The organism is Pseudomonas sp. Tn43 (assembly GCF_014192635.1).
Lineage (GTDB): Bacteria > Pseudomonadota > Gammaproteobacteria > Pseudomonadales > Pseudomonadaceae > Aquipseudomonas.
This window is the reverse complement of the sequence record NZ_JACHYG010000002.1, coordinates 796,204-817,783: the sequence shown is the minus strand read 5'-3', so window position 1 is coordinate 817,783 and position 21,580 is coordinate 796,204. Positions and strand designations below refer to the sequence as shown.

18 protein-coding genes and 1 pseudogene are annotated in these 21,580 nt (G+C 55.9%); 10 read left to right on the top strand and 9 right to left on the bottom strand.

Annotated features, from left to right (window positions below):
• Positions 1-10: 10 nt before the first annotated feature.
• Entirely contained in the window at positions 11-1,429 is a 1,419-nt protein-coding gene (locus tag FHW68_RS08005) for a sugar porter family MFS transporter (RefSeq protein WP_183679777.1), read from the top strand.
• Between the two features lie 262 nt (positions 1,430-1,691).
• On the opposite strand, the gene FHW68_RS08000 is transcribed toward FHW68_RS08005, so the two are convergent.
• The gene (locus tag FHW68_RS08000) at positions 1,692-2,810 is read right to left on the bottom strand and encodes an NADH:flavin oxidoreductase (RefSeq protein ID WP_183679775.1); all 1,119 of its coding nucleotides are present in this window, start codon (positions 2,808-2,810) and stop codon (positions 1,692-1,694) included.
• A gap of 102 nt (positions 2,811-2,912) precedes the next feature.
• On the opposite strand from FHW68_RS08000, the gene FHW68_RS07995 reads away from it, so the two are divergent.
• Positions 2,913-3,296: a helix-turn-helix domain-containing protein gene (locus FHW68_RS07995; RefSeq protein WP_183679773.1), complete on the top strand. Its 384-nt coding sequence runs from the start codon at positions 2,913-2,915 to the stop codon at positions 3,294-3,296.
• Positions 3,297-3,493: 197 nt separating this feature from the next.
• On the opposite strand, the gene FHW68_RS07990 is transcribed toward FHW68_RS07995, so the two are convergent.
• The 6 genes from FHW68_RS07990 to FHW68_RS07965 all read right to left on the bottom strand — a co-directional run bounded on the left by FHW68_RS07990 (position 3,494) and on the right by FHW68_RS07965 (position 9,759).
• On the bottom strand, positions 3,494-4,789 hold the full coding sequence (locus tag FHW68_RS07990) for an OprD family porin (RefSeq protein ID WP_183679771.1): 1,296 nt from the start codon (positions 4,787-4,789) through the stop codon (positions 3,494-3,496).
• A 284-nt stretch (positions 4,790-5,073) separates the two neighbouring features.
• Entirely contained in the window at positions 5,074-5,769 is a 696-nt protein-coding gene (locus FHW68_RS07985; protein ID WP_183679769.1) for a DUF4286 family protein, read from the bottom strand.
• Positions 5,770-5,790: 21 nt separating this feature from the next.
• A complete protein-coding gene (locus tag FHW68_RS07980) occupies positions 5,791-6,684 on the bottom strand; it encodes a fumarylacetoacetate hydrolase family protein (protein WP_183679767.1) in 894 nt (297 codons plus the stop codon).
• A 3-nt stretch (positions 6,685-6,687) separates the two neighbouring features.
• The gene (locus FHW68_RS07975; RefSeq protein ID WP_183679765.1) at positions 6,688-7,488 is read right to left on the bottom strand and encodes a 2-keto-4-pentenoate hydratase; all 801 of its coding nucleotides are present in this window, start codon (positions 7,486-7,488) and stop codon (positions 6,688-6,690) included.
• Complete coding sequence (locus FHW68_RS07970) at positions 7,485-8,291, bottom strand: IclR family transcriptional regulator (RefSeq protein ID WP_183679763.1); 807 nt, start codon at positions 8,289-8,291, stop codon at positions 7,485-7,487. The genes FHW68_RS07975 and FHW68_RS07970 overlap by 4 nt, the downstream gene beginning before the upstream one ends.
• 289 nt (positions 8,292-8,580) lie before the next feature.
• Complete coding sequence (locus FHW68_RS07965) at positions 8,581-9,759, bottom strand: fumarylacetoacetate hydrolase family protein (protein WP_183679761.1); 1,179 nt, start codon at positions 9,757-9,759, stop codon at positions 8,581-8,583.
• A 120-nt stretch (positions 9,760-9,879) separates the two neighbouring features.
• Between FHW68_RS07965 and FHW68_RS07960 the strand changes: the two genes are divergently transcribed.
• The 7 genes from FHW68_RS07960 to FHW68_RS07930 all read left to right on the top strand — a co-directional run bounded on the left by FHW68_RS07960 (position 9,880) and on the right by FHW68_RS07930 (position 19,019).
• Positions 9,880-10,866 carry a LysR family transcriptional regulator gene (locus tag FHW68_RS07960; RefSeq protein ID WP_183679759.1) on the top strand — a complete coding sequence of 329 codons (987 nt, stop codon included), beginning with the start codon at positions 9,880-9,882 and terminating at the stop codon, positions 10,864-10,866.
• Between the two features lie 124 nt (positions 10,867-10,990).
• On the top strand, positions 10,991-12,538 hold the full coding sequence (locus FHW68_RS07955) for a UxaA family hydrolase (protein WP_183679757.1): 1,548 nt from the start codon (positions 10,991-10,993) through the stop codon (positions 12,536-12,538).
• 60 nt (positions 12,539-12,598) lie between these two features.
• Positions 12,599-14,179 (top strand): aldehyde dehydrogenase (NADP(+)), encoded by a 1,581-nt coding sequence (locus tag FHW68_RS07950; protein ID WP_183679755.1) that lies wholly within the window; start codon positions 12,599-12,601, stop codon positions 14,177-14,179.
• Positions 14,180-14,453: 274 nt separating this feature from the next.
• Positions 14,454-15,881 carry an MFS transporter gene (locus tag FHW68_RS07945; RefSeq protein WP_183679753.1) on the top strand — a complete coding sequence of 476 codons (1,428 nt, stop codon included), beginning with the start codon at positions 14,454-14,456 and terminating at the stop codon, positions 15,879-15,881.
• A 150-nt stretch (positions 15,882-16,031) separates the two neighbouring features.
• The gene (locus FHW68_RS07940) at positions 16,032-16,856 is read left to right on the top strand and encodes a shikimate dehydrogenase (protein ID WP_183679750.1); all 825 of its coding nucleotides are present in this window, start codon (positions 16,032-16,034) and stop codon (positions 16,854-16,856) included.
• Between the two features lie 303 nt (positions 16,857-17,159).
• Complete coding sequence (locus tag FHW68_RS07935; RefSeq protein WP_183679748.1) at positions 17,160-18,167, top strand: Gfo/Idh/MocA family protein; 1,008 nt, start codon at positions 17,160-17,162, stop codon at positions 18,165-18,167.
• 45 nt (positions 18,168-18,212) lie between these two features.
• Positions 18,213-19,019, top strand: a complete 807-nt coding sequence (locus tag FHW68_RS07930) for an IclR family transcriptional regulator (protein WP_183679746.1) — start codon at positions 18,213-18,215, stop codon at positions 19,017-19,019.
• Between the two features lie 172 nt (positions 19,020-19,191).
• On the opposite strand, the gene FHW68_RS07925 is transcribed toward FHW68_RS07930, so the two are convergent.
• Positions 19,192-20,001 (bottom strand): sugar phosphate isomerase/epimerase, encoded by an 810-nt coding sequence (locus FHW68_RS07925; RefSeq protein WP_183679744.1) that lies wholly within the window; start codon positions 19,999-20,001, stop codon positions 19,192-19,194.
• A gap of 274 nt (positions 20,002-20,275) precedes the next feature.
• On the opposite strand from FHW68_RS07925, the gene FHW68_RS07920 reads away from it, so the two are divergent.
• Entirely contained in the window at positions 20,276-21,067 is a 792-nt protein-coding gene (locus tag FHW68_RS07920; protein ID WP_183679742.1) for an SDR family NAD(P)-dependent oxidoreductase, read from the top strand.
• Positions 21,068-21,241: 174 nt separating this feature from the next.
• Here the strand turns inward: FHW68_RS07920 and FHW68_RS07915 are convergent.
• A pseudogene (locus tag FHW68_RS07915) lies at positions 21,242-21,515 on the bottom strand (12-oxophytodienoate reductase); the annotation flags it as partial.
• Positions 21,516-21,580: the final 65 nt, after the last annotated feature.

Below are 21,580 nucleotides of genomic sequence, written 5' to 3'. Positions count from 1 at the left end.
GAATATCACAATGACAATTAATTCCTACGGAAATACGGCAGACACTTCAGCCGCCTATGTAAGTCCTGAAAAACACCAGGCACAGCGCTACCTGCAAAAAATCACTTGGATTGCCACGTTTGGCGGCCTGCTATTCGGCTTCGATACCGGCGTCATCAATGGCGCCTTGCTCTACATGAAAGATGACCTGGGCCTGACACCCTTCACGGAAGGTTTGGTTGCCAGCGCCCTATTGATCGGCGCAATGATGGGGGCGCTGCTCAGCGGTCGCCTATCGGACCTCAAGGGTCGCCGCCGTATCATTCTTTTCCTCGCCGTAGTGTTTTTTCTTGGCGCCTTGGCTTGTGCGCTGGCGCCCACCCTCAACGTCATGGTGGCGGCCCGCTTCACGCTGGGGTTAGCGGTGGGCGGCGCATCGGTCGTCGTGCCAGCGTATCTTGCAGAGATGGCGCCATCCAGCATCCGCGGTCGCATCATTACTCGCAACGAGCTGATGATCGTCACCGGGCAATTCCTGGCCTTCACCACCAACGCCACACTGGGCAATTTATTTAGCGATCTCGACGGTGTTTGGAGATGGATGCTTGCCTTGGCAACCCTGCCAGCAGTGGCACTCTGGTTGGGCATGCTCTACATGCCGGAAAGCCCGCGCTGGCTAGCCACCAAAGGGCGCTTCAGAGAGGGCCTGGAGGTGCTGAAACTGGTACGGGAGGAGTACTACGCCAAGGCTGAGATCGAGGCCATCACCCAGCAGATCAGCAACGAACGATTCATCAAAAAAGGCGGCTGGCGTGACCTGTCTCAAAAGGGCGCGCGACGAATTTTTTTGATTGGCATCGGTATCGCTGTTACGTCGCAGCTGACCGGAGTCAATTCAATCATGTACTTCGGCACCCAGATCCTCACAGAAGCAGGCCTGGAGCAACGTAGTGCACTGATCGCCAATGTCGTAAACGGCGTTATCTCGATTGGCGCAACGTTCGTGGGCATTGCTCTGCTGGACCGCGTCGGCCGTCGCCCAATGATGCTGCTCGGCTTCACTGGCACCACATTGTCTTTACTGTTGATTGGCCTGGTTTCAGTTTTTGTCGATCCCTCCGTCACCCGCGCCATGCTCATCCTCGGCGCCATGGCGATGTTCCTTGCCTCCATGCAAGGGCTGATCGGGCCTGCTTTTTGGGTACTTTTGGCGGAAATTTTCCCAATGCGCATCCGCGGCGGATGCATGGGTATGGCGATCGCAGCGTTCTGGTTGACCAACGTGATGATCGGCATGTTCTTTCCATCTTTGGTTGCAACGATCGGGATCGGCCAAACCTTCTTTGTGTTTGTGGGAGCAGGACTCCTGTCTCTGACCTTCGTCGCGGTATGGGTACCGGAGACACGAGGCAGCACGCTCGAGGAGATTGAACAGCGATTGTATGGTTAGGTGGGGAGCTCGATAGCCTGCAACAGAATTCCAGCCATTTTCAGAAACCCTTGATAGCCTTCGACGCTCGCTGACCAAAACCGGCAAACCGCCGACGGCGAAGTCCCTGGTCTCTACTTGGAAGTGAGGGCGTCGAGCCAGATCGCCCTCCCTCTGATGTAGAGCAACGCAGACAAACGGCATTCCAGCTTTGGCTACACAGGTTCCCAGGCGTTCGCTATTTGTTAGCGCTTCCCCGGTAATAAGCTGGCCAACACTTGCTTCAAACCAATTCAGCTAAAGATGCCGGATTGAAGCCCTTCAGATCCGCGTACTCGCCTTTTTCCACTTTGGCGACCCAATCCTTGTCACTCAGCAGAACACGCCCTACTGCGATCAGATCAAACTCTTCGCGCTCCATACGCTCCACGAGCCGATCCAGACTCGCAGGGGTTGATCCCTTGCCGGCGAAGGCGTGAGTGACATCATTATCCAGCCCAACCGAACCGACGCTAATGGTTGTGGCTCCAGTGACTTTCTTCGCCCAGCCCGCGCAGTTCAACCCGTTCTCACCATCTATTTCGGGAAACTCAGGTTCCCAGAAGCGTCGTTGCGAACAGTGCAGGACATCCACACCGGCCTCGACCAGTGGCAGCAGCCAGTCTTCCATCACAGCTGGCGTTTCAGCGACGCGTACGCCGTAGTCCTGTTGCTTCCACTGGCTGACGCGCATGATGATCGGAAATTCAGGGCCAACAGCCTGACGAACAGCAGATACGATCTCACTGGCAAAACGCGAGCGCTCCTTGATTGTCGGGCCGCCGTAGCGGTCGGTGCGCAGATTGCTACCAGACCAGAAAAACTGATCGATCAAATAACCATGGGCTCCGTGGATCTCAACGGTATCAAAGCCCAGTCGTTTGGCATCTGCGGCGGCCTTGGCGAACGCTGCTACGGTGTCGGCAATGTCTTCTTCAGTCATCGCCACGCCACGCAGGTCCCCTGGCGAAACAAGGCCCGACGGGCTTTCCACTGGCGCATCTGGCTCCCAGTCGTTGATGTAACGCGTGGAGCCAGTGTGCCAGATTTGCGGTGCCATGCGCCCACCAGCGTTGTGGACCGCATCGATCACGTTTTTCCACCCAGCCAGCGCCGCTTCGCCATGGAAAAAAGGGATGCCGGCATCATTGCGTGATGCTGGGCGATTAATCACGGTGCCTTCCGACAAAATCAGCCCGACACCTCCCTCTGCCCGCCGCCGGTAATAGGCAGAGCTCGCCTCACCCGGGATCCCTTCGGGTGAGAACAGACGCGTCATCGGCGCCATGACAATCCGGTTTTTCAGTTCAAGCGACCGGATGGAAAAAGGACGAAATAAAATGCTGGTATCAGGGTTTGACATCGGATGGACTCCATTTGCTTTTGGAAGCCATATAAGTATATTTTGTAAACCAAATGTCAATTAGGCACCTAGAGTCGCCTAGGTATACATGAGGAAACTTCGATGCTGGAATTAAAGCCGCAATGTTTTTCGTCGGAGTGCCCAAGCCGGGCGCTGTTCGACCAAATCGCAGATAAGTGGTCAATGATGGTTCTGGCAGTACTTGATGACGGACCGCATCGCTTTAATGCCATCAGACGCCGCCTGGAGGGCGTCACTCAGAAGGCACTGACACAGTGCCTGCGACGGCTGGAACGAAATGGTCTTGTCTCGCGCAAGGTCATTTCGTTCTCGCCTGTGGCAGTCCAGTATGAGGTCACCCAACTGGGGCGAACATTGCAGCAGCCATTTCGCGAATTGCATAAATGGACGCTCGATAAATTGCCCGAGGTTGAAGCGGCCCGGTTGAAGTTTGACGAGGCGGCGCAGGTAAGCCTGACGGAATGATTTTTTAATGACTCGCCGCCACTGCCCATCTGCAACGCATTACTTCGTAGGTTTATCCGCAGATCCCCTAAACCTACCAACGCTACATTAAGTGCCTAATTGACTCTAGGTTTATCTGCAACCGCCTGATGAGGTTATTGCTGGCTCAGGCGATCGCAGACGCAACACTGCCAAGTATTGAGCGTGCAGAATATTCGTCACAATAACGATATAGGATAATTAATAAAAATCCGGTTCTCATCAAACTCATTGGCGCTAAAATCCCTGCGAACACTCGAATTTCGCCATTTAACGCTGAGATTTTTCAGCACGCCGGACTGCACGACGTAGGCCAATTCTGATTCTCGGCCCCATTCTTTACCATCTGTGATCGAACCTGTATGGACATTATCACCGCTGATATATCGGTTCATTAATGTCAGTCCCGGGATACCGAACACAACGAAGTTAAAGTCATGGCGTACCTGCCATGAGCGCTCCTGAGCGTTATCAAAACTGGCGTTATAACTATCGTTGGCCAACGTTCCGCCACTGGTGCCGTTGACCCGCATCCACGCGCTGTCGCCGGTGAGTTTTTGCAGGCCCACGTAAAAGGTGTTGCCGCCGTATTTGGCCGAGAGCAGGGCGAATGTGGTTTTGTTGTCGAGGTCACCGGCCATGGCGCTGCCGTCTTCCTTGCCGTTGAAGAAACCGAGGTTGGCCCCCAGGGTCCAGTCGCCCACGGGCTGGCTGTGTGTGAGGTTGACGTATTGTTGCTGGTAGATGTCGGTGAGTTCGGCGTACCACAGGCCGACCTGGGTGCGCTTGTCGTTGAAGCTGTATTCGCCGCCGCCGAAGTTGAAACGGTCGGAGGTGAACGCGGCCTTGCCGTTCATGAACATGTCTTCCATGCTCGCGTCGTTACGTGGGCTGTTGGCACGGAACTGGCCGCCGTAGAGGGTCAGGCCGGCGATTTCACTGGAGGTCACCTGGCCGCCACGAAAGGTCTGCGGCAGAGAACGGCCATCGTCAGAGCGCAGGATCGGCAGCACGGGCATCCATTCACCCACCTTCAACTCGGTTTTTGACAGTTTGGTTTTCAGAGCCACCCCGAGGCGGCCGAAATTATCGGCTGGTCGGCCGTCATCGTGGATTGGCAACAGTTGGGTACCGCCGGTGCCTTTGCCACCATCAAGCTTTTGAGAATAAAGACCCAATACATCAACACCAAATCCTATCGGCCCGGCGGTATAACCAGAGCGAGCGTCAAGGATGAAGCTCTGTGTCCACTCCTCGGCTTTGTTCTGTGGTGCAGCGCTGTTGGGATAGGCAGGATTGATGAAGTTACGATTGATGTAAGCGTTGCGCAAATTGAGCGTGGCCGTAGCGCCATCGACAAAGCCGCTACTCTGATCGGCTTGAACAGCCACTGATGACCCTGCGCAGACCACAAGAGTCAGACTGATCAGAGATTGGTGTGCAGGCACGCTGCGGGAAATAACAGGGTAGCGCATGATGTTTTCTCACAATGAGTTATTATTGTTTTTGTTGCGATTTTTATCTCGTCATTCAACTTATGCACGCAGCTAGAAAAGCTAACTACCGAGCGACTGCGGGCGTCCCTTATCTCTCTTGTAACAACCCCTTATTGAACAATTTGATAATTATTTAATATCGCCTTAAGCAAAACCCGAGCGTGCGCAAACGCGAGCCTAACTCAATGCCTGTATTGGCACGCTCGTGGGGAATTGCGTAGTAACAATGACTGGAAGTTAAAACGTGCTCTAACGCCCGGCGATCAACCCGCACTCCCCGGCGTTTTGCAACGTGTGTATTCCAATTGATAAAGCGTGGTTTCTGGTCCCATCGATTGCCCCTCCAACAGCCGTTGCAGCTCGGCTACAAAAGACTCGCCGGCGACGCGAACGTAGTCAGGCGCACAACCTTCGATCATGACGATCCAGGCCGGTATCTGGGTCCCTTCGGAACGGGCCTTTTTCTCTGCGGTTTCAACTTTGCTCACGGCCTCATCAGCCACACACAAATGCACGCCGGTAATACCTTGTTTATCCGCAAGGGGAGGAAGCACGCGTTGGCGCAATGCGTCTGAAACCGATTTATGTCGCCCTTCGACAACATCGAAACGGACGGTTAACAAATACGCGCCCTGCCCTACACCGCTGGTGTAAGTGACCTCGCAGATGGATCGCGCGACGTTGCGATAGGACTGCACCGACTGTTGGGTCCAGGCCGTCGGACTGTTGAGACGCGACAAATAGTCCTGTCCTCCCAACACCTGCACAGTGTCAGCCTCATAGAGGTTGAAATAGGTTGGCCCTGCATCCAAAGCGATGTATCGGCGTCCCCGCAAAAAACCCGGAATGCCGGCCCGCTCAGGCATGTGTTCACGGTTATGCCACTCATAGAACTCATCCCGCGCTTCGGGCAAAAGATCGTGCCAGATTGCGACTACACCTGTTCCAGCAAAGCTCATAGCGTTTTCCTCTAGTGATAGTCAGTCAACATTGGGATGGCGACCGGCGACCCATGCAGCCCCCATTTCAGCAACGTACGGAACCACGGTCTGAAATTGTTCACCCAGGCCTTGGCCACCGACCCGCATGGTGTCACCCGCCTTGAGGAATACCGGCGGCTTCTGCCCGAGCCCCACACCTGGTGGCGTACCTGTAATGATGACGTCACCCGGCATTAGCGGCATGAAGCGACTGAGGTACGCGACAATATGTGCAACGCTGAAAATCATCGTGCGGGTATTGCCGGTCTGAAGACGTTTGCCGTTCACGTCGAGCCAGAGGTCAAGTGCCTGCGGGTCGGCAATTTCGTCACGGGTGACCAGCCAAGGTCCCAGTGGTGCGAAAGAAAAACTGCTTTTCCCCTTGGCCCACTGGCCTTCGTACTCAAGCTGATAAGCCCGCTCGGAAACATCATTGGCCAGGCAATAACCGGCAATGTGATCCAAAGCCTGCGACTCATCAATCTGCCAGGCAGGCGTACCGATGACGATGGCCAGTTCGACTTCCCAATCCAGCTTCTGAGCGCCCGTTGGTAAAATGACCGGGTCATTGGATCCGCTGATGGACGCGGTGTGTTTGTTGAAAACCACCGGCTGGCTCGGGATAGGTGTATTTGTTTCAGCCGCGTGATCGGAGTAGTTCAGACCGATGCAAATCAGGTTCGGTACGCTGCCTACGCATGGACCAAGACGTGTGCCAGGCGCCACCACCGGCAGCTTTTCAACGTCAACAGCACGCAGTTTTTCCAGCACTGTCGGGCTCAGGGCCGACGCATCGATGTCGTCGACAATGCCCGAAAGGTCTCGCACGATCCCTTGCGAATCCAAAACTCCCGGCTGTTCCTGCCCCGGTAAACCAAAACGAACTAAGCGCATTTGTTACTCCTCCAGCGTTGAGAAATGGACAGACAATGAGCCTGCTTCGCCGAACTGAACATGCAGTGGCTGATTAACGGGCACATCGAGAACACCTGCATAGGACCCGGTGATAACCACCTGCCCTGCTTGCAGCCCTATCCCTTGTGTAGACAGAAAATTGGCCAGCCATACGATCGGCAACAACGGATCCCCGTCCGGATGGCGGCCCTTGATATTCAGAAGTTCTGCCGTTGCATCGCTCAGGGTGATATCCAGTTCAGAGGGCATGCTGGCAGAGTTCGACAGCGTGATTGGCGCCCCAAGTACCAGGCCGTGATTGAATAGACCATCCGCGAGCAATTGCTCGAACGGCAGTGTGTGTGGATCGGTGTAACGGCAGTCGATCACTTCCAATGCCAAATGCACGTCGCTGATCGCAGCAACAATCTGTTCAGTTGTATAAGGCTCGACACGAGCCGGCAAATCATGGGCCAGGACGCACGCCAGTTCAGGCTCGATGCGCGCCTTATCGGCGTCGGCGGCCAGTCGGTAACGTTCGCCTTTTACAATGCTGTCGCTGTAGATCGGGGCGACGATCCACTTGCCAGCCGGGGGTAACGCACACTTCCACCCCCCCACGGTTTTTCCAGCCAATGGCCCCACATGCTGCTGGATGGCAAAACCTTGTGCGAGGCTGCTTGGCAGGTTCGGGCCAGGCAAGGATGCCAGCCGAACCCCCTCTAGCCGTGCACGGACCAGAGCGGCAGCGGCGACTTCCAGCCCTGACCCCGCCTCAATCGATGCAGGTGCGAGTTGGCTCATACGCTCTCCGGATGCACGTTGTTCTGGCGCGGCCATACCGTACCCAGCTTGTTGGCTGCCTCTTCCAGCAGAGCATGCAATTCGTCATAACGTTCGGGCTGCATGCGCAACACCGGGCCGGCGATACTCATCGTGCCGACCACAGTGCCGGACGGAATCAGCTTGACCGGTACGGCAATCGCCCAAACACCCGCCTCGGCTTCTTCAATGACCAAGCCATACCCGCGCTTTCGGGTCAGTGCCAGCTCGGCCAACAAACCTTCGATGCTGTTGATCGCTTTCGGCCCCTGCCCCATCCCGGCGTCAGCTTTCCCCAGTCCGCTACGCAGCGCATGCTCAATGGCCAGTTCATCAGACATTGATGCCAGCCAGGCTTTGCCATTGGCGGTGGCGTAGAGATTGATCGGTTGATCCATGGCCGGCGAATACATGAGCCCCGGCGCGGCGCCTTGGGCCGAAGACAGCCAGGACAAGGTGCCCTCGTTGACCACCGTCAGCCGCACCAACTCATGGCACTGAACAGCCACTTGCTCAAGGATCGGCTGGACCAATTCAGGCAAGCCAATCCCATGTAAATAACGCTGCCCCAGCAGTGCCAGCTTGAGAGTCAAGCGGTATTGCGAGGTGGCCTCATCCTGCTCTGCCCACCCTTGCTCGACCAACTGAGCAAGCACTCGATGAGCGGGCCCCTTTTCCAAGCCCAACTCAGCTGCGATATCGGACATCCGCATCCAGCGAGCTTCACGTGCCAGCAGCTCAATAGCCTCCAGACAACGGTCAACAGCACCTTTGACGACTCTCATATTTTTCTCGACTTATCTTTGACAATGAGGTGAATGTGAGCAACATTGTTCGTACTGGAACGACGTTCCAATAGTATGCAGGCGTCACCCGATAAGTCAAACCTGCTTGTACCGGGTTGGCATTATCGAGACGGAGCTGGCAACGCAGCCGGGTCTCCAGGATGTGGGAACGCCTGACGGATAAAAAAACCGAACTCTTCGGATTCGGCTCTTTTATCAATAGACGTGCACCTGTGTTTGTTCAATCTTTGCGGAAGAACGCCCAATGCATTTCACCATCCCGCCTTACCTACAGAAGTCCGCGGGCAGCAAGATTGTGCATCATCGCTCGCAAGCCGAAAGTCCAGGGCGCAGCCTCATGGCTGTAGGTAACTGTGTTGCGCAGCGTGCCCAGCAAAGGGCTCCCTATGCTGACTTCATCACCCTGCTTATGCGTAAAGCCGCTTCCCGGCGCCTCACGATCCTGGGTAGGCGCAAACAATGTCCCGAGAAAAAGCATGAAGCCATCAGGGTATTGGTGATCGCCGCCGACAGTCTGGGCCACGAGATCCAACGGGTCACGACTGATCAGTGCCATGGAGCTGCTGCCTTTAAGGATGAAGCCGTCGTCGCCCTGAACCTGCAAATCCACGACGCAGTTGCGCACGTCATCGAGGGTAAACGTTTCATCGAACAGACGAATGAACGGGCCGATCGCACAGGACGCATTGTTGTCCTTGGCCTTGCTCAACAGCAGTGCGCTGCGGCCTTCGAAATCACGCAAATTGACGTCATTACCCAAGGTGACGCCATGCACTTGGCCTCGACTGTTTACCGCGAGCACGATTTCCGGCTCTGGATTGTTCCATTCAGACTTGTGATGGATGCCGATTTCGCTGCCACTGCCCACTGCGGCCAGAACCGGTGCCTTCGTGAAGATCTCCGCGTCCGGGCCGATACCGACCTCCAGGTATTGCGACCACATGCCCTGCTTGATCAGCACAGCTTTAAGGCGCATCGCTTCTGGCGAGCCCGGTTTGATTGCCCGCAAGTTATCGCCTATTGCTTCTTGCACCAAGCGGCGAACACTTTCAGCTTTGGCAGCATCACCTCGGGCCTGCTCCTCAATTACCCGCTCAATCATGCTGGACGCGAAGGTCACCCCAGCCGCCTTGATGACTTGCAAATCCGCTGGGGGCAACAGAGATGCCTTGCCGGGATCCGAATGGTTGCCGGTGTTCCAAAGCAGCTCCTCGACGGTCCCGATGTACCTGCCAGGCGCCTGACGAACAGCCAACAGCGGCGAGGCGTGTTCCAGCAGTTCGCTTATTGTCGAAAAGACTTCAGAAAGGTCAAACACACCGTCTTCACGCAGCAGCACCGGCGAGGGGCCTGCAATCGCACCCGGAATCCAGGCGCGGCCGATCAGCGTTCCGGCCAAGCCATCCGATGGCAGTGTGTTTTCGCGCGTCAGTTTCAGATTCGACATAGAGCTTCCAGATCAGTCAGCCATGAGAGCCGTAAAAGTAATGGACCGCCCCCGTAAATCCCAATGAAAGAATCTCACTAATCAATGCTGTTTCGTTATCGACAGACAAGGCCTTATCCGATGGAAAACGATCAAATTACTTTTGGCAGTGTCACCCGATGGCTGAAGATCAAACATTTGGTACTGGTCAATAGCTTGGCCAAGACCCGCAATATGCACACGACCGCAGAACAGATGAATGTTACGCAACCGGCCATCAGTAAATTGCTTCGCGATCTGGAAGTACTCCTGGGTTTCCCACTGTTTGAGCGTCAAACGCGCAACCTGGTCCTTACTGAACTAGGAGAGTTCGTGGCCCGTTATGCGCGTATTACCTTGGAAGACGCGGAATCGTTCGTCGACCAAGTCAACAAGCTGCGAAAAGGCGGGCATGGCCATTTAAAAATCGGCACCATTTTCGCCGCAACATCAGTGGTGCTGCCTGAAGCGATCGCCAGCATAAAACGCGATCGCCCCCTGCTTTCTATTGAGGTGATCGAACAAACCAGTAACCAACTGCTGGAAATGCTCGAACAAAAAAAACTTGATTTGATCATCGCGCGCTTCACGGATGAGGATTGTCAGCCTTTCGAATTTACATCGCTGGGACCTGAGCCCTTTTGTCTTGTCGTGAACAGCACACACCCTCTGTGCCGACTGAAGGAAGTCCCCACCGAAGCACTCAGCGAATGGCCATGGGTCATGTATCCCTTCAATACGCCGATCCGACAACGCATGGAGTGCGCATTCACACTGTTCAAGATCGCCCCGCCAACCAACACCGTTGAGACCATTTCGATGCAAACCTTCCTGCAGTTGCTGCAGTCTGGGCCAATGCTCGCCATGCTCCCCGAGTCCATGGTCCAGTCGCAACTGCAAAATGGGCAGCTTCAAATCCTCAATACGCCCTTCAAAGTTGAATCTCAGGATTACGGGGTTATCACTCGCAAGGATGAGCCCCTGTCAGAGCCAACGCGGATGTTTGTTGCGACCTTATTAGAGTTCGCCAGACTGCGGCAAACGGCTACAGAGAAGAGGCACTGCAGCGATCCCAGTAAAAGTCGATGAGGCAAAGTTATCGAGCAATCGAAAGCTCTCATTAGGCAGCCATTTCTATGAATCCTATAGTGCCGGCACACAAGTGCGGCGCTATTAGCGATCGCGCCCCCCCCCAGCAGCCCGTGAGGATGCGATGGAACTGATCATGAAAACCGGCGCAGCAGCTGTGCTGCGTTTGAATCCGCTGGACGATGTGCTGATTGCACGCCGACCTCTACTCGCGGGCGAAATCCTTGAGCAAGAAGGCGTGACCATCCGGCAAGCGATCGTCCCGGGCCATAAAGTTGCCTCCCGGCGTATCAAAGCCGGTCAACCGGTGAGGCGCTATGGGCAAATCATTGGTTTTGCTGTTGTCGACATAGAAGCAGGCGAGCACATCCATGTGCACAACTTGGCGATGGGGGAATTCACTCGAGATTATGCTTTCAGCGTCGACGCGAAGCCCAACGTCAAGCCGAGTGAAGCCCCGTCGTTCATGGGTATCGTACGCCCGGATGGACGTGTCGCGACGCGCAACTACATCGGCATTCTTACGTCAGTGAATTGCTCTGCCACAGTAGCCCGGGCCATCGCAGACCATTTTCGTCGGGACATCAATCCCGCCGCACTGCAAGCGTATCCAAACGTCGACGGTGTTGTTGCTCTGACGCATTCCGCCGGCTGCGCCGTTGATCCCGCGGGCGACGGTTTGAGCATGTTGCGCCGGACATTGGCGGGATATGCGACCCATGCCAACTTTGCGGCCGTGTTGGTGATCGGGTTGGGCTGCGAAACGAACCAAATCGACTCATTACTCACGACGCAAGGACTCACCCGTAGTAATACGCTGCGCACGTTCAACATTCAGGACAGTGGTGGTACGTCCAAGGCCATCGCCAGTGGCATTGGCCATGTGAAGGAATTACTTGGCGAGGCCAATCGGATTCAGCGTGAATCGGTCAGCGCTCGCCATCTGATCGTAGGGCTTCAGTGCGGCGGCTCGGATGGCTACTCCGGTATCACTGCCAACCCTGCGCTGGGCAATGCGGTAGATCGTCTGGTCGCCTGCGGCGGTACCGCGATTCTTTCCGAAACCCCTGAAATATACGGTGCCGAACACTTGCTGACACGGCGGGCTGTCAGCCGAGAGGTTGGCGAAAAACTTATCGCTCGAATTCATTGGTGGGAACGCTACTGCGAGCGTATGGGGGCCGAGTTGAACAATAACCCCTCTGCCGGCAACAAGGCCGGTGGCTTGACCACCATTCTGGAAAAGTCGCTGGGCGCTGTGGCAAAGGCTGGCTCGAGCAACCTGATGGATGTCTACGAATACGCCCAGACCGTCACGGCCAACGGGCTGGTTTTTATGGACACCCCTGGCTATGACCCCGTCTCCGCAACCGGTCAGGTCGCCGGTGGTGCGAACCTGATTGCGTTTACCACCGGTCGCGGATCGGCCTATGGCTGTGCCCCTGCCCCATCAATCAAGCTGGCGACCAATAGCGCCTTATGGGCTCGTCAACGAGAAGACATGGACATCAACTGCGGCGAAATAGCCGAAGACACTTTGACCATCGAGGCGTGCGGTGCAGCGATCTTTGAAACCATGCTGCGCATTGCCTCGGGCGAACGCAGCATGAGCGAACAACACGGATACGGACAAAATGAGTTCGTGCCGTGGCAGATCGGCGCCGTCACCTGATTTTCAGTCCTGGGAATACCTCGCCCACCTATCTCTTGCACATTCAACCTGGAGACAACCATGTCCCTCATCACCGGCCAGAATTTTATCGGCGGTCAGCGCAGCGCCGCCGGCAGTATTATCGTCAAGAGTGTGGATGCCAGCACGGGGGAAACCTTACCCTATGCCTTCCACCAGGCGACTCCGCAAGAAATCGAGGACGCGGCTCATGCAGCCAACAACGCCTTTTCCAGCTACCGCACCCTGAGCGCGAGCAAACGGGCTGAATTTCTTGATGCCATTGCTGAAGAGCTAGAGGCTTTGGACGATGAGTTTATTGCGCTGGTTTGCCGTGAAACAGCATTGCCTGCAGCTCGCATCCAGGGCGAACGCGCACGTACCAGCAGTCAAATGCGCCTGTTTGCAAACGTACTGCGCCGTGGTGACTTCTATGGAGCTCGCATCGACCAAGCGTTACCCCTTCGCAAACCGTTGCCGCGCCCTGACCTTCGCCAGTACCGCACCGCAATCGGTCCGGTTGCTGTGTTTGGTGCCAGTAATTTTCCGTTGGCTTTCTCCACGGCCGGCGGCGATACCGCCTCGGCACTCGCGGCGGGTTGTCCGGTGATATTCAAAGCCCACAGCGGCCATATGGCCACTGCAGAACAGGTCGCCAACGCGATCATCCGGGCGGCCGAGCGCAGCGGCATGCCCGCCGGTGTCTTCAACATGATTTATGGCAGCGGCGTAGGCGAAGCCTTGGTAAAACACCCGCTCATCAAGGGAGTTGGTTTTACCGGTTCGCTCAAAGGTGGCCGAGCATTGTGCGACATGGCCGCCGCTCGCCCCGAGCCCATCCCAGTCTTCGCCGAGATGTCGAGCATCAACCCGGTAGCGATCCTGCCCGAGGCACTCTCGCGTCGAGCCGACAGTATCGCTCACGATCTTGCCGCCTCGGTGGTTCAAGGTTGTGGGCAGTTCTGCACCAATCCCGGGCTGGTGGTTGGTATTCGTTCGGCTGCATTCAGTGCCTTTCAGAATAGCGTGGCCGCGTTGATCAGCGACCAACCTGCACAAACAATGCTCAACGCAGGCACCCTGCGTAGCTATGCGGCTGGCTTGCAGAACCTGCACGCGCACCCCGGCATCGCGCACCTGGCTGGCAGCAACCAACAGGGTCACCAGGCCCAGCCACAGTTGTTCAAGGCCGACGTAGAGTTGTTGCTTAACGGCGACAAAGTTCTTCAAGAAGAAATCTTCGGCCCCACGTCTATCTTCATCGAGGTCACTGACCAGGAGCAACTCAACGCGGCCATCAATGCCCTTCACGGACAATTGACCGCAACGTTGATTGGTGAGCCAGAAGACCTTACCCAATTCGCAGAGTTGACTGCTTTGCTGGAGGTGAAGGTTGGTCGCATCCTCATTAATGGCTACCCAACGGGTGTCGAGGTCTGCGATTCAATGGTGCACGGCGGCCCTTATCCTGCGACGTCCGACAGTCGCGGCACCTCGGTCGGCACTTTGGCCATCGATCGCTTCCTGAGACCCGTCTGCTTTCAAAACTACCCTGACACATTGCTGCCCGATGCTCTCAAGAACGCCAATCCGTTAAACATTTTCAGACTGGTCGACGGGCATCTTTCTCGAGACAGCTTGTAAACCTACAGGCTTGCTAAGAGACCTGTAGACAACCTCAAAGGCACCTGACGGGCGGACAAGTTTTGTCCTCCCGTCGGGTTGCTGTGCACGGCTGATACCCACTGCTTTCGCACCGTGACGAAGCCAGCATTGAGAATTTCGTCGCATAAATCATGGCCGAATTTATCACTGGCTGATCCAGTCAACTGCCCCTTGACAATCGTTTCTCAAAAGTAACAACATTACTAATGGAACACGGTTACAACAATAAAAATCCGAAAGACGGAGACACGTCATGAATCAAAGCACACTGGTTGAGTCTCATTCCAAACGACAGTCAAGGAAGGCCGCTGCCAGCGGCTGGATCGGTTCGGCTTTGGAGTATTACGACTTTTTCATCTACGCCACTGCGGCGGCCTTGCTTTTCCCGCAGCTGTTTTTCCCGACAGACAATCCGACCGTAGGCATCATCGTTTCGCTGGCCAGCTTCGGCGTAGGGTACATCGCTCGTCCAATCGGAGCAGTGGTATTAGGGCACCTGGGCGACCGACATGGACGCAAGACCGTACTGGTCTACTGCATGTTCTTGATGGGCTTTTCGACCGTGAGCATCGGACTGCTTCCTACCTATCAGCAGATCGGTGTCTGGGCTCCTGCACTGTTGATTTTTTTGCGTCTGATTCAAGGATTTGCAGTCGCTGGAGAGGTGTCATGTGCCAGCTCCATGACCCTGGAACACGCGCCCGATGGACGTCGAGGTTATTTCGCAAGCTTTACGCTTCAAGGCGTACAAGCCGGACAACTACTAGCGGCTGGGGTTTTCCTGCCTCTCGCCCAGTTCATGCCAGCTGATCAATTTGCTGCTTGGGGCTGGCGAATTCCATTTCTGCTCAGCGCCCTGGTGCTAGTCGCCGGATGGATCATTCGGCGTGAAGTTCATGAAGCTCCAGTATTCACCGAGGCGCAGACCGAAGGCGAGACACGCAAATTACCTGTGGTCGAAGTGTTCACGCAGAGCTGGCGAGATGTGTTACGAGTGATTTGCATGGCGCTGTCTGCGGTCCTTGCAATCGTCGCCTCCGTATTCGGAGCAACCTATGCAGTCCAACCGGCCTACGGCATTGGCTTTCCTTCCGGCGTGTTCATGTGGATACCGGTGTTAGGCAATCTGTGCGCCGTGATACTTATCCCCTTCGTAGGCAAGCTCTCTGACAGGATTGGTCGCCGGCCTCCGGTAATTGTGGGTGTTCTTAGCGGCGGACTTCTGTCATTTGCGTATCTCTATGCGATCAGCATCCACAACCTATGGCTTTCGTTGATTCTCTCGCTCCTCATGTGGGGTGTGGCTTACCAGGGTTTCAATGGCGTCTTCCCAAGCCTGTTCCCAGAACTGTTCCGTACACGCGTACGTGTTACCGGCATGGCTATTGGTCAGAATATCGGCGTAGCATGCACAGCATTTCTGCCAGCCCTTTTCGTATCGATTGCGCCTCCCGGGACCGAGAATATCCCGCTGAAAATCGGAGCGTTGACTTTTGGCATCTGCGTAATCTCTGCGATCGCGGCTTTTACTACCCGCGAAACATACCGGATTCGCCTGAAGGACCTCGGTGACCCTAATGCGGTCCCGATGTCCAAAGAGGAATACGAACGGGTGCAGGAACAGTCCAATTCCAAATCGCAACCCAATGCAGTCCCATCAGTGCCAGCGACACGCTCCTGACAGCCTGTTCTGTTACCACCACCGCGCTGTTCAATTTCTCTGCACAGCGCTTAGAGTAATACGGCAGTGATAATGCACACGTTGTCAGTAGTGGGTTCCGACATCCCCCTACTGACAATTGGGTGCCACTGCCAACGCCAGTAGGTTGACATGCATCCACGTATTACCGGCAGCACTCGTATATATGGATTAATTGGCGCCCCCCTCAAGAGCGCCAAGTCCCCAATGCTGTTGAACAAGTTATTTGCCGAAGCGCAGTCCGACGCCGTCTGCATTCCACTGGAGGTCGGTCCCGGCGACCTGGCTGACTTTGTGAGAGGCATACGAGCCGTGAGCAACCTTGCCGGGCTTCTGGTCACCATGCCGCACAAGCAGAGCATGCTTGACGTTGTGGACGTTCTTCACCCTACCGCGCGTCAGATCGGCGCAATCAATGTCATTCGTTGTGATAACGACGGGCGCTGGGTGGGAGCCGTGTTCGACGGGCTTGGCTGCGTGCTGGGCATGCAGCGCGAAGGCATTACCCTGCTGGGGAAATCCGTTCTGCTCATCGGTGCGGGCGGCTCGGGAAGGGCAATCGCGTTTGCCGTTGCCGCCGCTGGCGCCCGTTCGTTGATCATTTCAGACCTAGATCCGCACCGCGCCCTGGACCTAGCGCAATGTGTTGCCAAAGAGGGTCCGTGCGCTGTGCATGTAGGCCCAGCAGATGCTGCAGGCCATGACATCGTGATCAATGCCACCCCGCTCGGCATGAACCCTAATGACCCGATGCCGATAGACGCAAAGCAGTTGGCCCCAACTACGGTGGTGGTCGACATCATCACCAGGTCCGAGCCGACCGCCTTGCTGCTCGAAGCGCAATCGCGTGGCTGCCGAACCCTTGATGGCCACCCTATGCACGTAGGCCAAGCCCTGCTGGCATTAAGCTTTCTAGGTTTCGAAGATATAGAGCGTCGCTACTCGAGCGGATTGTAACGATCCCGCCCCCCCCGACTGTCACCCTGCCCCACCTCTTCATAACCTCTATAGAACCAGTACGATGTGCACATACCCCCGTATGTGCACATTTTTGTGTGCCTGTTGAAATTGCATCTCAGCTTAGCTGTCACGCACTGCTCGGCAGCAAAACGAAACTGACTTCCGTTCATAATCGGCTCGTGCTAGCCTATTGTGCAACCTCGCAATCGTGGCTCGCGCGCTGTTATTTTTGTACCTAACCCGCAATCCCGAGGGCACCGGCAAGTTCGTCAAACACACTTGTTTATAAGGAATGAATGTTTGAAAGTCGTTCTTCTGGAAGTAAGCCACTGGCACACCCCGCTCTACCTTGACGCCCTTGAGCGTTTGCCTGATGTGACCGTCACGGCGGTATCCGACGCCACGGGATCGCGTGCTCCTGCCCTCGCTCAGCGCTTTGGAGCGCAGCGCTACGATCACTGGAAAAACCTACTGGATAACGAAGAAGCTGATTTTGCGTTCGCTTTTGGTCCGCACGATGAGCTGTATGCCATGGGCAAAGCATTGATCGAACGCAACATTCCGTTCGCGATGGAGAAGCCCTGCGGGCTTACCCAGCATGAAGTACTGGACCTGCACCGACGCGCCGAAGCCGCCGGCGTGTTCGCGGCGGTGCCGTTGGTTTGGAGGCACAGTGAATTACTGAACCGCGTCAAGCATGCGGCGTTGCAGAGTGGCGCCAAATGGAGAACCCAGTCGTTTCGATTCAACGCCGGCCCGCCCGGACGCTACTTGACGAACAGTTGCTCCTGGATGCTTGATCCGAAACGCTCGGGTGGCGGATGCACGATCAACCTTGCCCCTCATTTCGTCGATCTGGCGCAGGAAATGTCCGGAGAGCGCATATACAGCGTGTCCGCCGTAATGCATCGCGACCCGCAGCTGACCGCCGTAGAGATCGCCTCAATGATGACCCTGGTGACCGAGAGCGGCTGCATCTGCACCATCGAAACTGGCTACAATTACCCGGCTAACACGCCAGAGCAACGGGAGTACTCGTTTTCATTATCAACCGATCAGTTCTACGTGCGCTCGACCCCGGATGGCTTGCGGCTGATCGATGCGGTTGGAGGGGCAAGCGACCTGACCATGAGCCTGAACTCTGATGTGTATTACGAAAACTTCGTAACCGATGTCCTCTCCCCTGACCGAGAGACAGCCTACACCGGTGCCGGACTTGCAACCATGCACCACGTCATGCGCATCATCGAGGCGGCCTATGAGTCAGACCGCCTCGGTGGCATTCCCATCACGCTCCAGCACCCCTGACACGACGTTGGCTGGCCATTGCCGGCAAAAAAGAGGACTTAAAAATTGTCACACATTGGCCGCTACTTCAACACCTTGGAACTGCTGCTGTCCCATCCGGACGGTCTCTCCCTGTCTGAAATCGGCGAGCAGACCCAAGTTGCCATGGCCACGGCCCACCGCATATTGAGCGCGCTGCGAGAAAGAGGCTACGTTTACCAGGACGAACAGGATCATTACCGCCTGACGCTAAAAATCCCCAGCATGGGCGTGAACTTCATCTCTGAAACGGGCTTCGCCAGGATCATGCAACCCTTGCTCAACGAGCTGGCCAGCGAAACCGGTGAGCACGTCCGGTTGGCGGCAGTTGCAGAAGATCATCTGACCTGGGTGCTGCAAGCCACGCAAAACACCAGAGGGCTTCAGTACCGCCGAGCCCTGGATGAAAAAATCATTCCCCACACAACAGCGGCGGGCAAAGTATGGCTTTCCACTATGCGCGATGAACGCGCCATGCGAATTCTCGCCGCATGGAACATCGAGAACAGCCGAGACTACGCGGGGCCCAATGCGCGCGTTTCGATTCGCGACATCTTTGATGACCTCGCTCAGATCCGCAAAGAGGGGCACGCGTTAGTTCGAGAAGAAGGTGAAGTGGGTGTGTGCGTCGTGGCGGTTGCTGTATTCGATACCTCGCGGCCAGATAACTCCGGCCCGGTCGCCACCCTGAGCGTCGCCGGTCCCATCGCACGCATGCGGGAGGAAACCCTGAGTGCTCATATCGAACATTTGAAGCGCTCGGCGATCAGGGTAGGCGAATGCTGGTCGCTCTGGACTTCGGTCAGTGGTGGTGATTCGCTACCTCTGCGGTAGTACCGCGCACACCGTCGCGATCATGACTGGCTCCAGCAGGCCGAAGCCTGCGAAACCCCTATGATCGCGAGCGTGTATTGCTGGTGTAAACGCTGTCACCTGGACCCGTTGCGTGCCTCAAGGCTCCTTGACATCCGGTCGCAGGCGGTAGCGACAAGCGACCGGTAGCCGATTACGGAATTTTCCAGCCCTTCGCACGCAGATCCTGCACGCCCTTGTTCAGCTCATACAAAGCATTTTCTTCGCGGATGATTTCCAGTACGCAGTTTTCAATACCGCAGGTTGCGTGAACGGCCTCGCCCAACCCGATAAAGTCCACTACACCGGTGCCGACTGGATCATGCCCCCACACGTCCGTACCCGTATCGGACACATGCACAAAGTCGATGCTGGCGTGATAAGCCAGCAGACTCGCCACCGGATCTTCACCGATGTAAGCGGCATTGGCGATGTCGTAGACGACCCTGACCACCTCGTCGTTGAGGGTGCTTACAACCTCCGCCAGTTCCGGCATGGTGGGGGTAAAGCAGTACGGGGTGTTTTCCAGCAGTAAGCGCACGCCCGCCTGTTTGGCCATTGGAATCAGGACCGCCAGACTCTCGTACATCCAATCATAGGTTTTCTCGAGCGGCGGGGAAATCATGGGACGCCTGGTGCCGGGGGATATCACCACTTCCTGGGTACCCCAAACTGCAGCCAGGTCAATCACCGATTTGATGTGCTCGATGCTCTTGTGACGCATATTTGCGGCGGGACTGGCCAGATTGATGTCATAGCCGCCGGCGTTGAGAGACCTGATCTTTGCGCCGTACTCATGAAGACGCAGGCTTACGGCAGAACGTTCCGCCGTCGAGATTTCTACCGGCCAGCAATGTGGCGAGCTGACGGGCACCTCAAACACACGATGCCCGTGCTCGGCCAGTTGCGCAATTGCATCAATTGCCGTGGATGACCATAGATAGGAGAACGTGCTGATGATCATATCGAAACATCCTTTCAGTTGAGTATTCGCTGGAGTGAAAAGGGCCATTCGTATTGTGGATTTTGTACCTGGAGCACTATCGATAGCGGGAAGACGCGACGATGGATGGATAGATCTGGGTAGCGATAGCCACTGCACTGGCAAGGGTATCCGACCGCGAAAAAAAAGATATCGGAATCAATTTCCATTGTCAATTTGATTGCATATCGAATCCAATTTTTGTATTTTACAAACCTCTTTTACCTCAATGTCTAACTATAAAAAGGAGTGTCCAATGAGAGCTTTGGTCAGTGGTGGTAGTAGCGGTATCGGTGCGTCTACATGCCTGAGGATCGCGGAGGCGGCCCTTGCCCGGGGCTCGCAGCCGAAAATTGCGGTATGCGGACACACACTCACTACTACGCAGGAAGAAGTCGTTCAATCCATCAAGGCCATGGGCGGTATCGCCATCGCATTGTCCGGAGATATCGGCAACCCTGAGGTGCCGAGCCAGCTGGTGGCGGCTGCAGTGGCGGAGTTCGGCGGGCTCGACGCGTTGGTTGCGAATGCCGGCATCGCCAGTCCTGGCGCGATCTGTGATTTGTCCATCGAGGACTGGGACGATATGTTCTCGGTCAATCTTCGCGGCGCTTGGTTGCTTGCCAAAGCCAGCTACCCGTATTTACGCGAGAGCAGAGGCTCGGCGTGCTTTACCTCGTCGATGTCTGGCCAGCTTCCGCATGCCGGCTCAGGCGCGTACAGCCCCACTAAAGCGGCATTGACAATGCTCGCCCAGACACTCGCGCTGGAGTGGGCACCTGACGGAGTCCGTGTAAACGTGGTGTCTCCGGGCATGACCCACACGCCGATGTCCGAAAAAATGTACGCCGATCCCCAGATCAAGAAAGCACGGGAAGCAATCATCCCGCTGGCGAGAATCGGCGAGCCCGTGGATATCGCGAACGTGATCGAATTTCTCGTTAGCCCTTTATCCGGATATGTCACGGGACAGGATATCTGTGTCGATGGTGGCTTCTCCAAATCGATACTGAGTCATATCCCGGGCCGACCAAGCTCAAAATCCTAAGCACGATTGCTTTACCGTGGGTTCAGCACTCAGGTCGGAAGGTGTGTCAATGGCACAGCGTGAGACACACTGCCTTGAGTGTAGGCGAGGCCGTACGGGCTTGGTGTGACATGCGGCTTCGACCTACATTGTGTGTTTTACGCGTTATCGCCGGAGCTCACACCTGAAGTACAGGCCACCCGCATTGTGGACAGAATCGATCACGTTCTTCCATCCGGCCAGCGCTGCTTCACCGTGGAAAAAAGGAATACCGGAACCGTTACGTGAAGCGGGACGATCGATAACGGTCCCTTCTGACAAGATTAATCCGGCACGACCTTCCGCGCGCCGCCGGTAGTATGCAGCGCTCGCTTCGCCGGGGGATGCCCTCCGGCGAAAATTGCCTAGTCATCGGCGCCATGACAATCCGGTTTTTAAAGCAAGGTGAAGCCGAATGCTCACTGAGCACCGCCCATTGGCAATGAACATTGAAAGCAACTGCTTCAGCAGATGAAGACTGGCCCCCCGGACCAT

Bases quoted from the DNA above. Each gene is read 5' to 3' on its own strand.
- FHW68_RS07990 (WP_183679771.1), bottom strand. From the start codon at position 4,789: ATGCGCTACCCTGTTATTTCCCGCAGCGTGCCTGCACACCAATCTCTG.
- FHW68_RS07925 (WP_183679744.1), bottom strand. From the start codon at position 20,001: ATGATCATCAGCACGTTCTCCTATCTATGGTCATCCACGGCAATTGAT.
- FHW68_RS08000 (WP_183679775.1), bottom strand. From the start codon at position 2,810: ATGTCAAACCCTGATACCAGCATTTTATTTCGTCCTTTTTCCATCCGG.
- FHW68_RS07950 (WP_183679755.1), top strand. From the start codon at position 12,599: ATGTCCCTCATCACCGGCCAGAATTTTATCGGCGGTCAGCGCAGCGCC.
- FHW68_RS07980 (WP_183679767.1), bottom strand. From the start codon at position 6,684: ATGCGCTTAGTTCGTTTTGGTTTACCGGGGCAGGAACAGCCGGGAGTT.
- FHW68_RS07945 (WP_183679753.1), top strand. From the start codon at position 14,454: ATGAATCAAAGCACACTGGTTGAGTCTCATTCCAAACGACAGTCAAGG.
- FHW68_RS07965 (WP_183679761.1), bottom strand. From the start codon at position 9,759: ATGTCGAATCTGAAACTGACGCGCGAAAACACACTGCCATCGGATGGC.
- FHW68_RS08005 (WP_183679777.1), top strand. From the start codon at position 11: ATGACAATTAATTCCTACGGAAATACGGCAGACACTTCAGCCGCCTAT.
- FHW68_RS07955 (WP_183679757.1), top strand. From the start codon at position 10,991: ATGGAACTGATCATGAAAACCGGCGCAGCAGCTGTGCTGCGTTTGAAT.
- FHW68_RS07970 (WP_183679763.1), bottom strand. From the start codon at position 8,291: ATGAGAGTCGTCAAAGGTGCTGTTGACCGTTGTCTGGAGGCTATTGAG.
- FHW68_RS07975 (WP_183679765.1), bottom strand. From the start codon at position 7,488: ATGAGCCAACTCGCACCTGCATCGATTGAGGCGGGGTCAGGGCTGGAA.
- FHW68_RS07960 (WP_183679759.1), top strand. From the start codon at position 9,880: ATGGAAAACGATCAAATTACTTTTGGCAGTGTCACCCGATGGCTGAAG.
- FHW68_RS07940 (WP_183679750.1), top strand. From the start codon at position 16,032: ATGCATCCACGTATTACCGGCAGCACTCGTATATATGGATTAATTGGC.
- FHW68_RS07920 (WP_183679742.1), top strand. From the start codon at position 20,276: ATGAGAGCTTTGGTCAGTGGTGGTAGTAGCGGTATCGGTGCGTCTACA.
- FHW68_RS07985 (WP_183679769.1), bottom strand. From the start codon at position 5,769: ATGAGCTTTGCTGGAACAGGTGTAGTCGCAATCTGGCACGATCTTTTG.
- FHW68_RS07995 (WP_183679773.1), top strand. From the start codon at position 2,913: ATGCTGGAATTAAAGCCGCAATGTTTTTCGTCGGAGTGCCCAAGCCGG.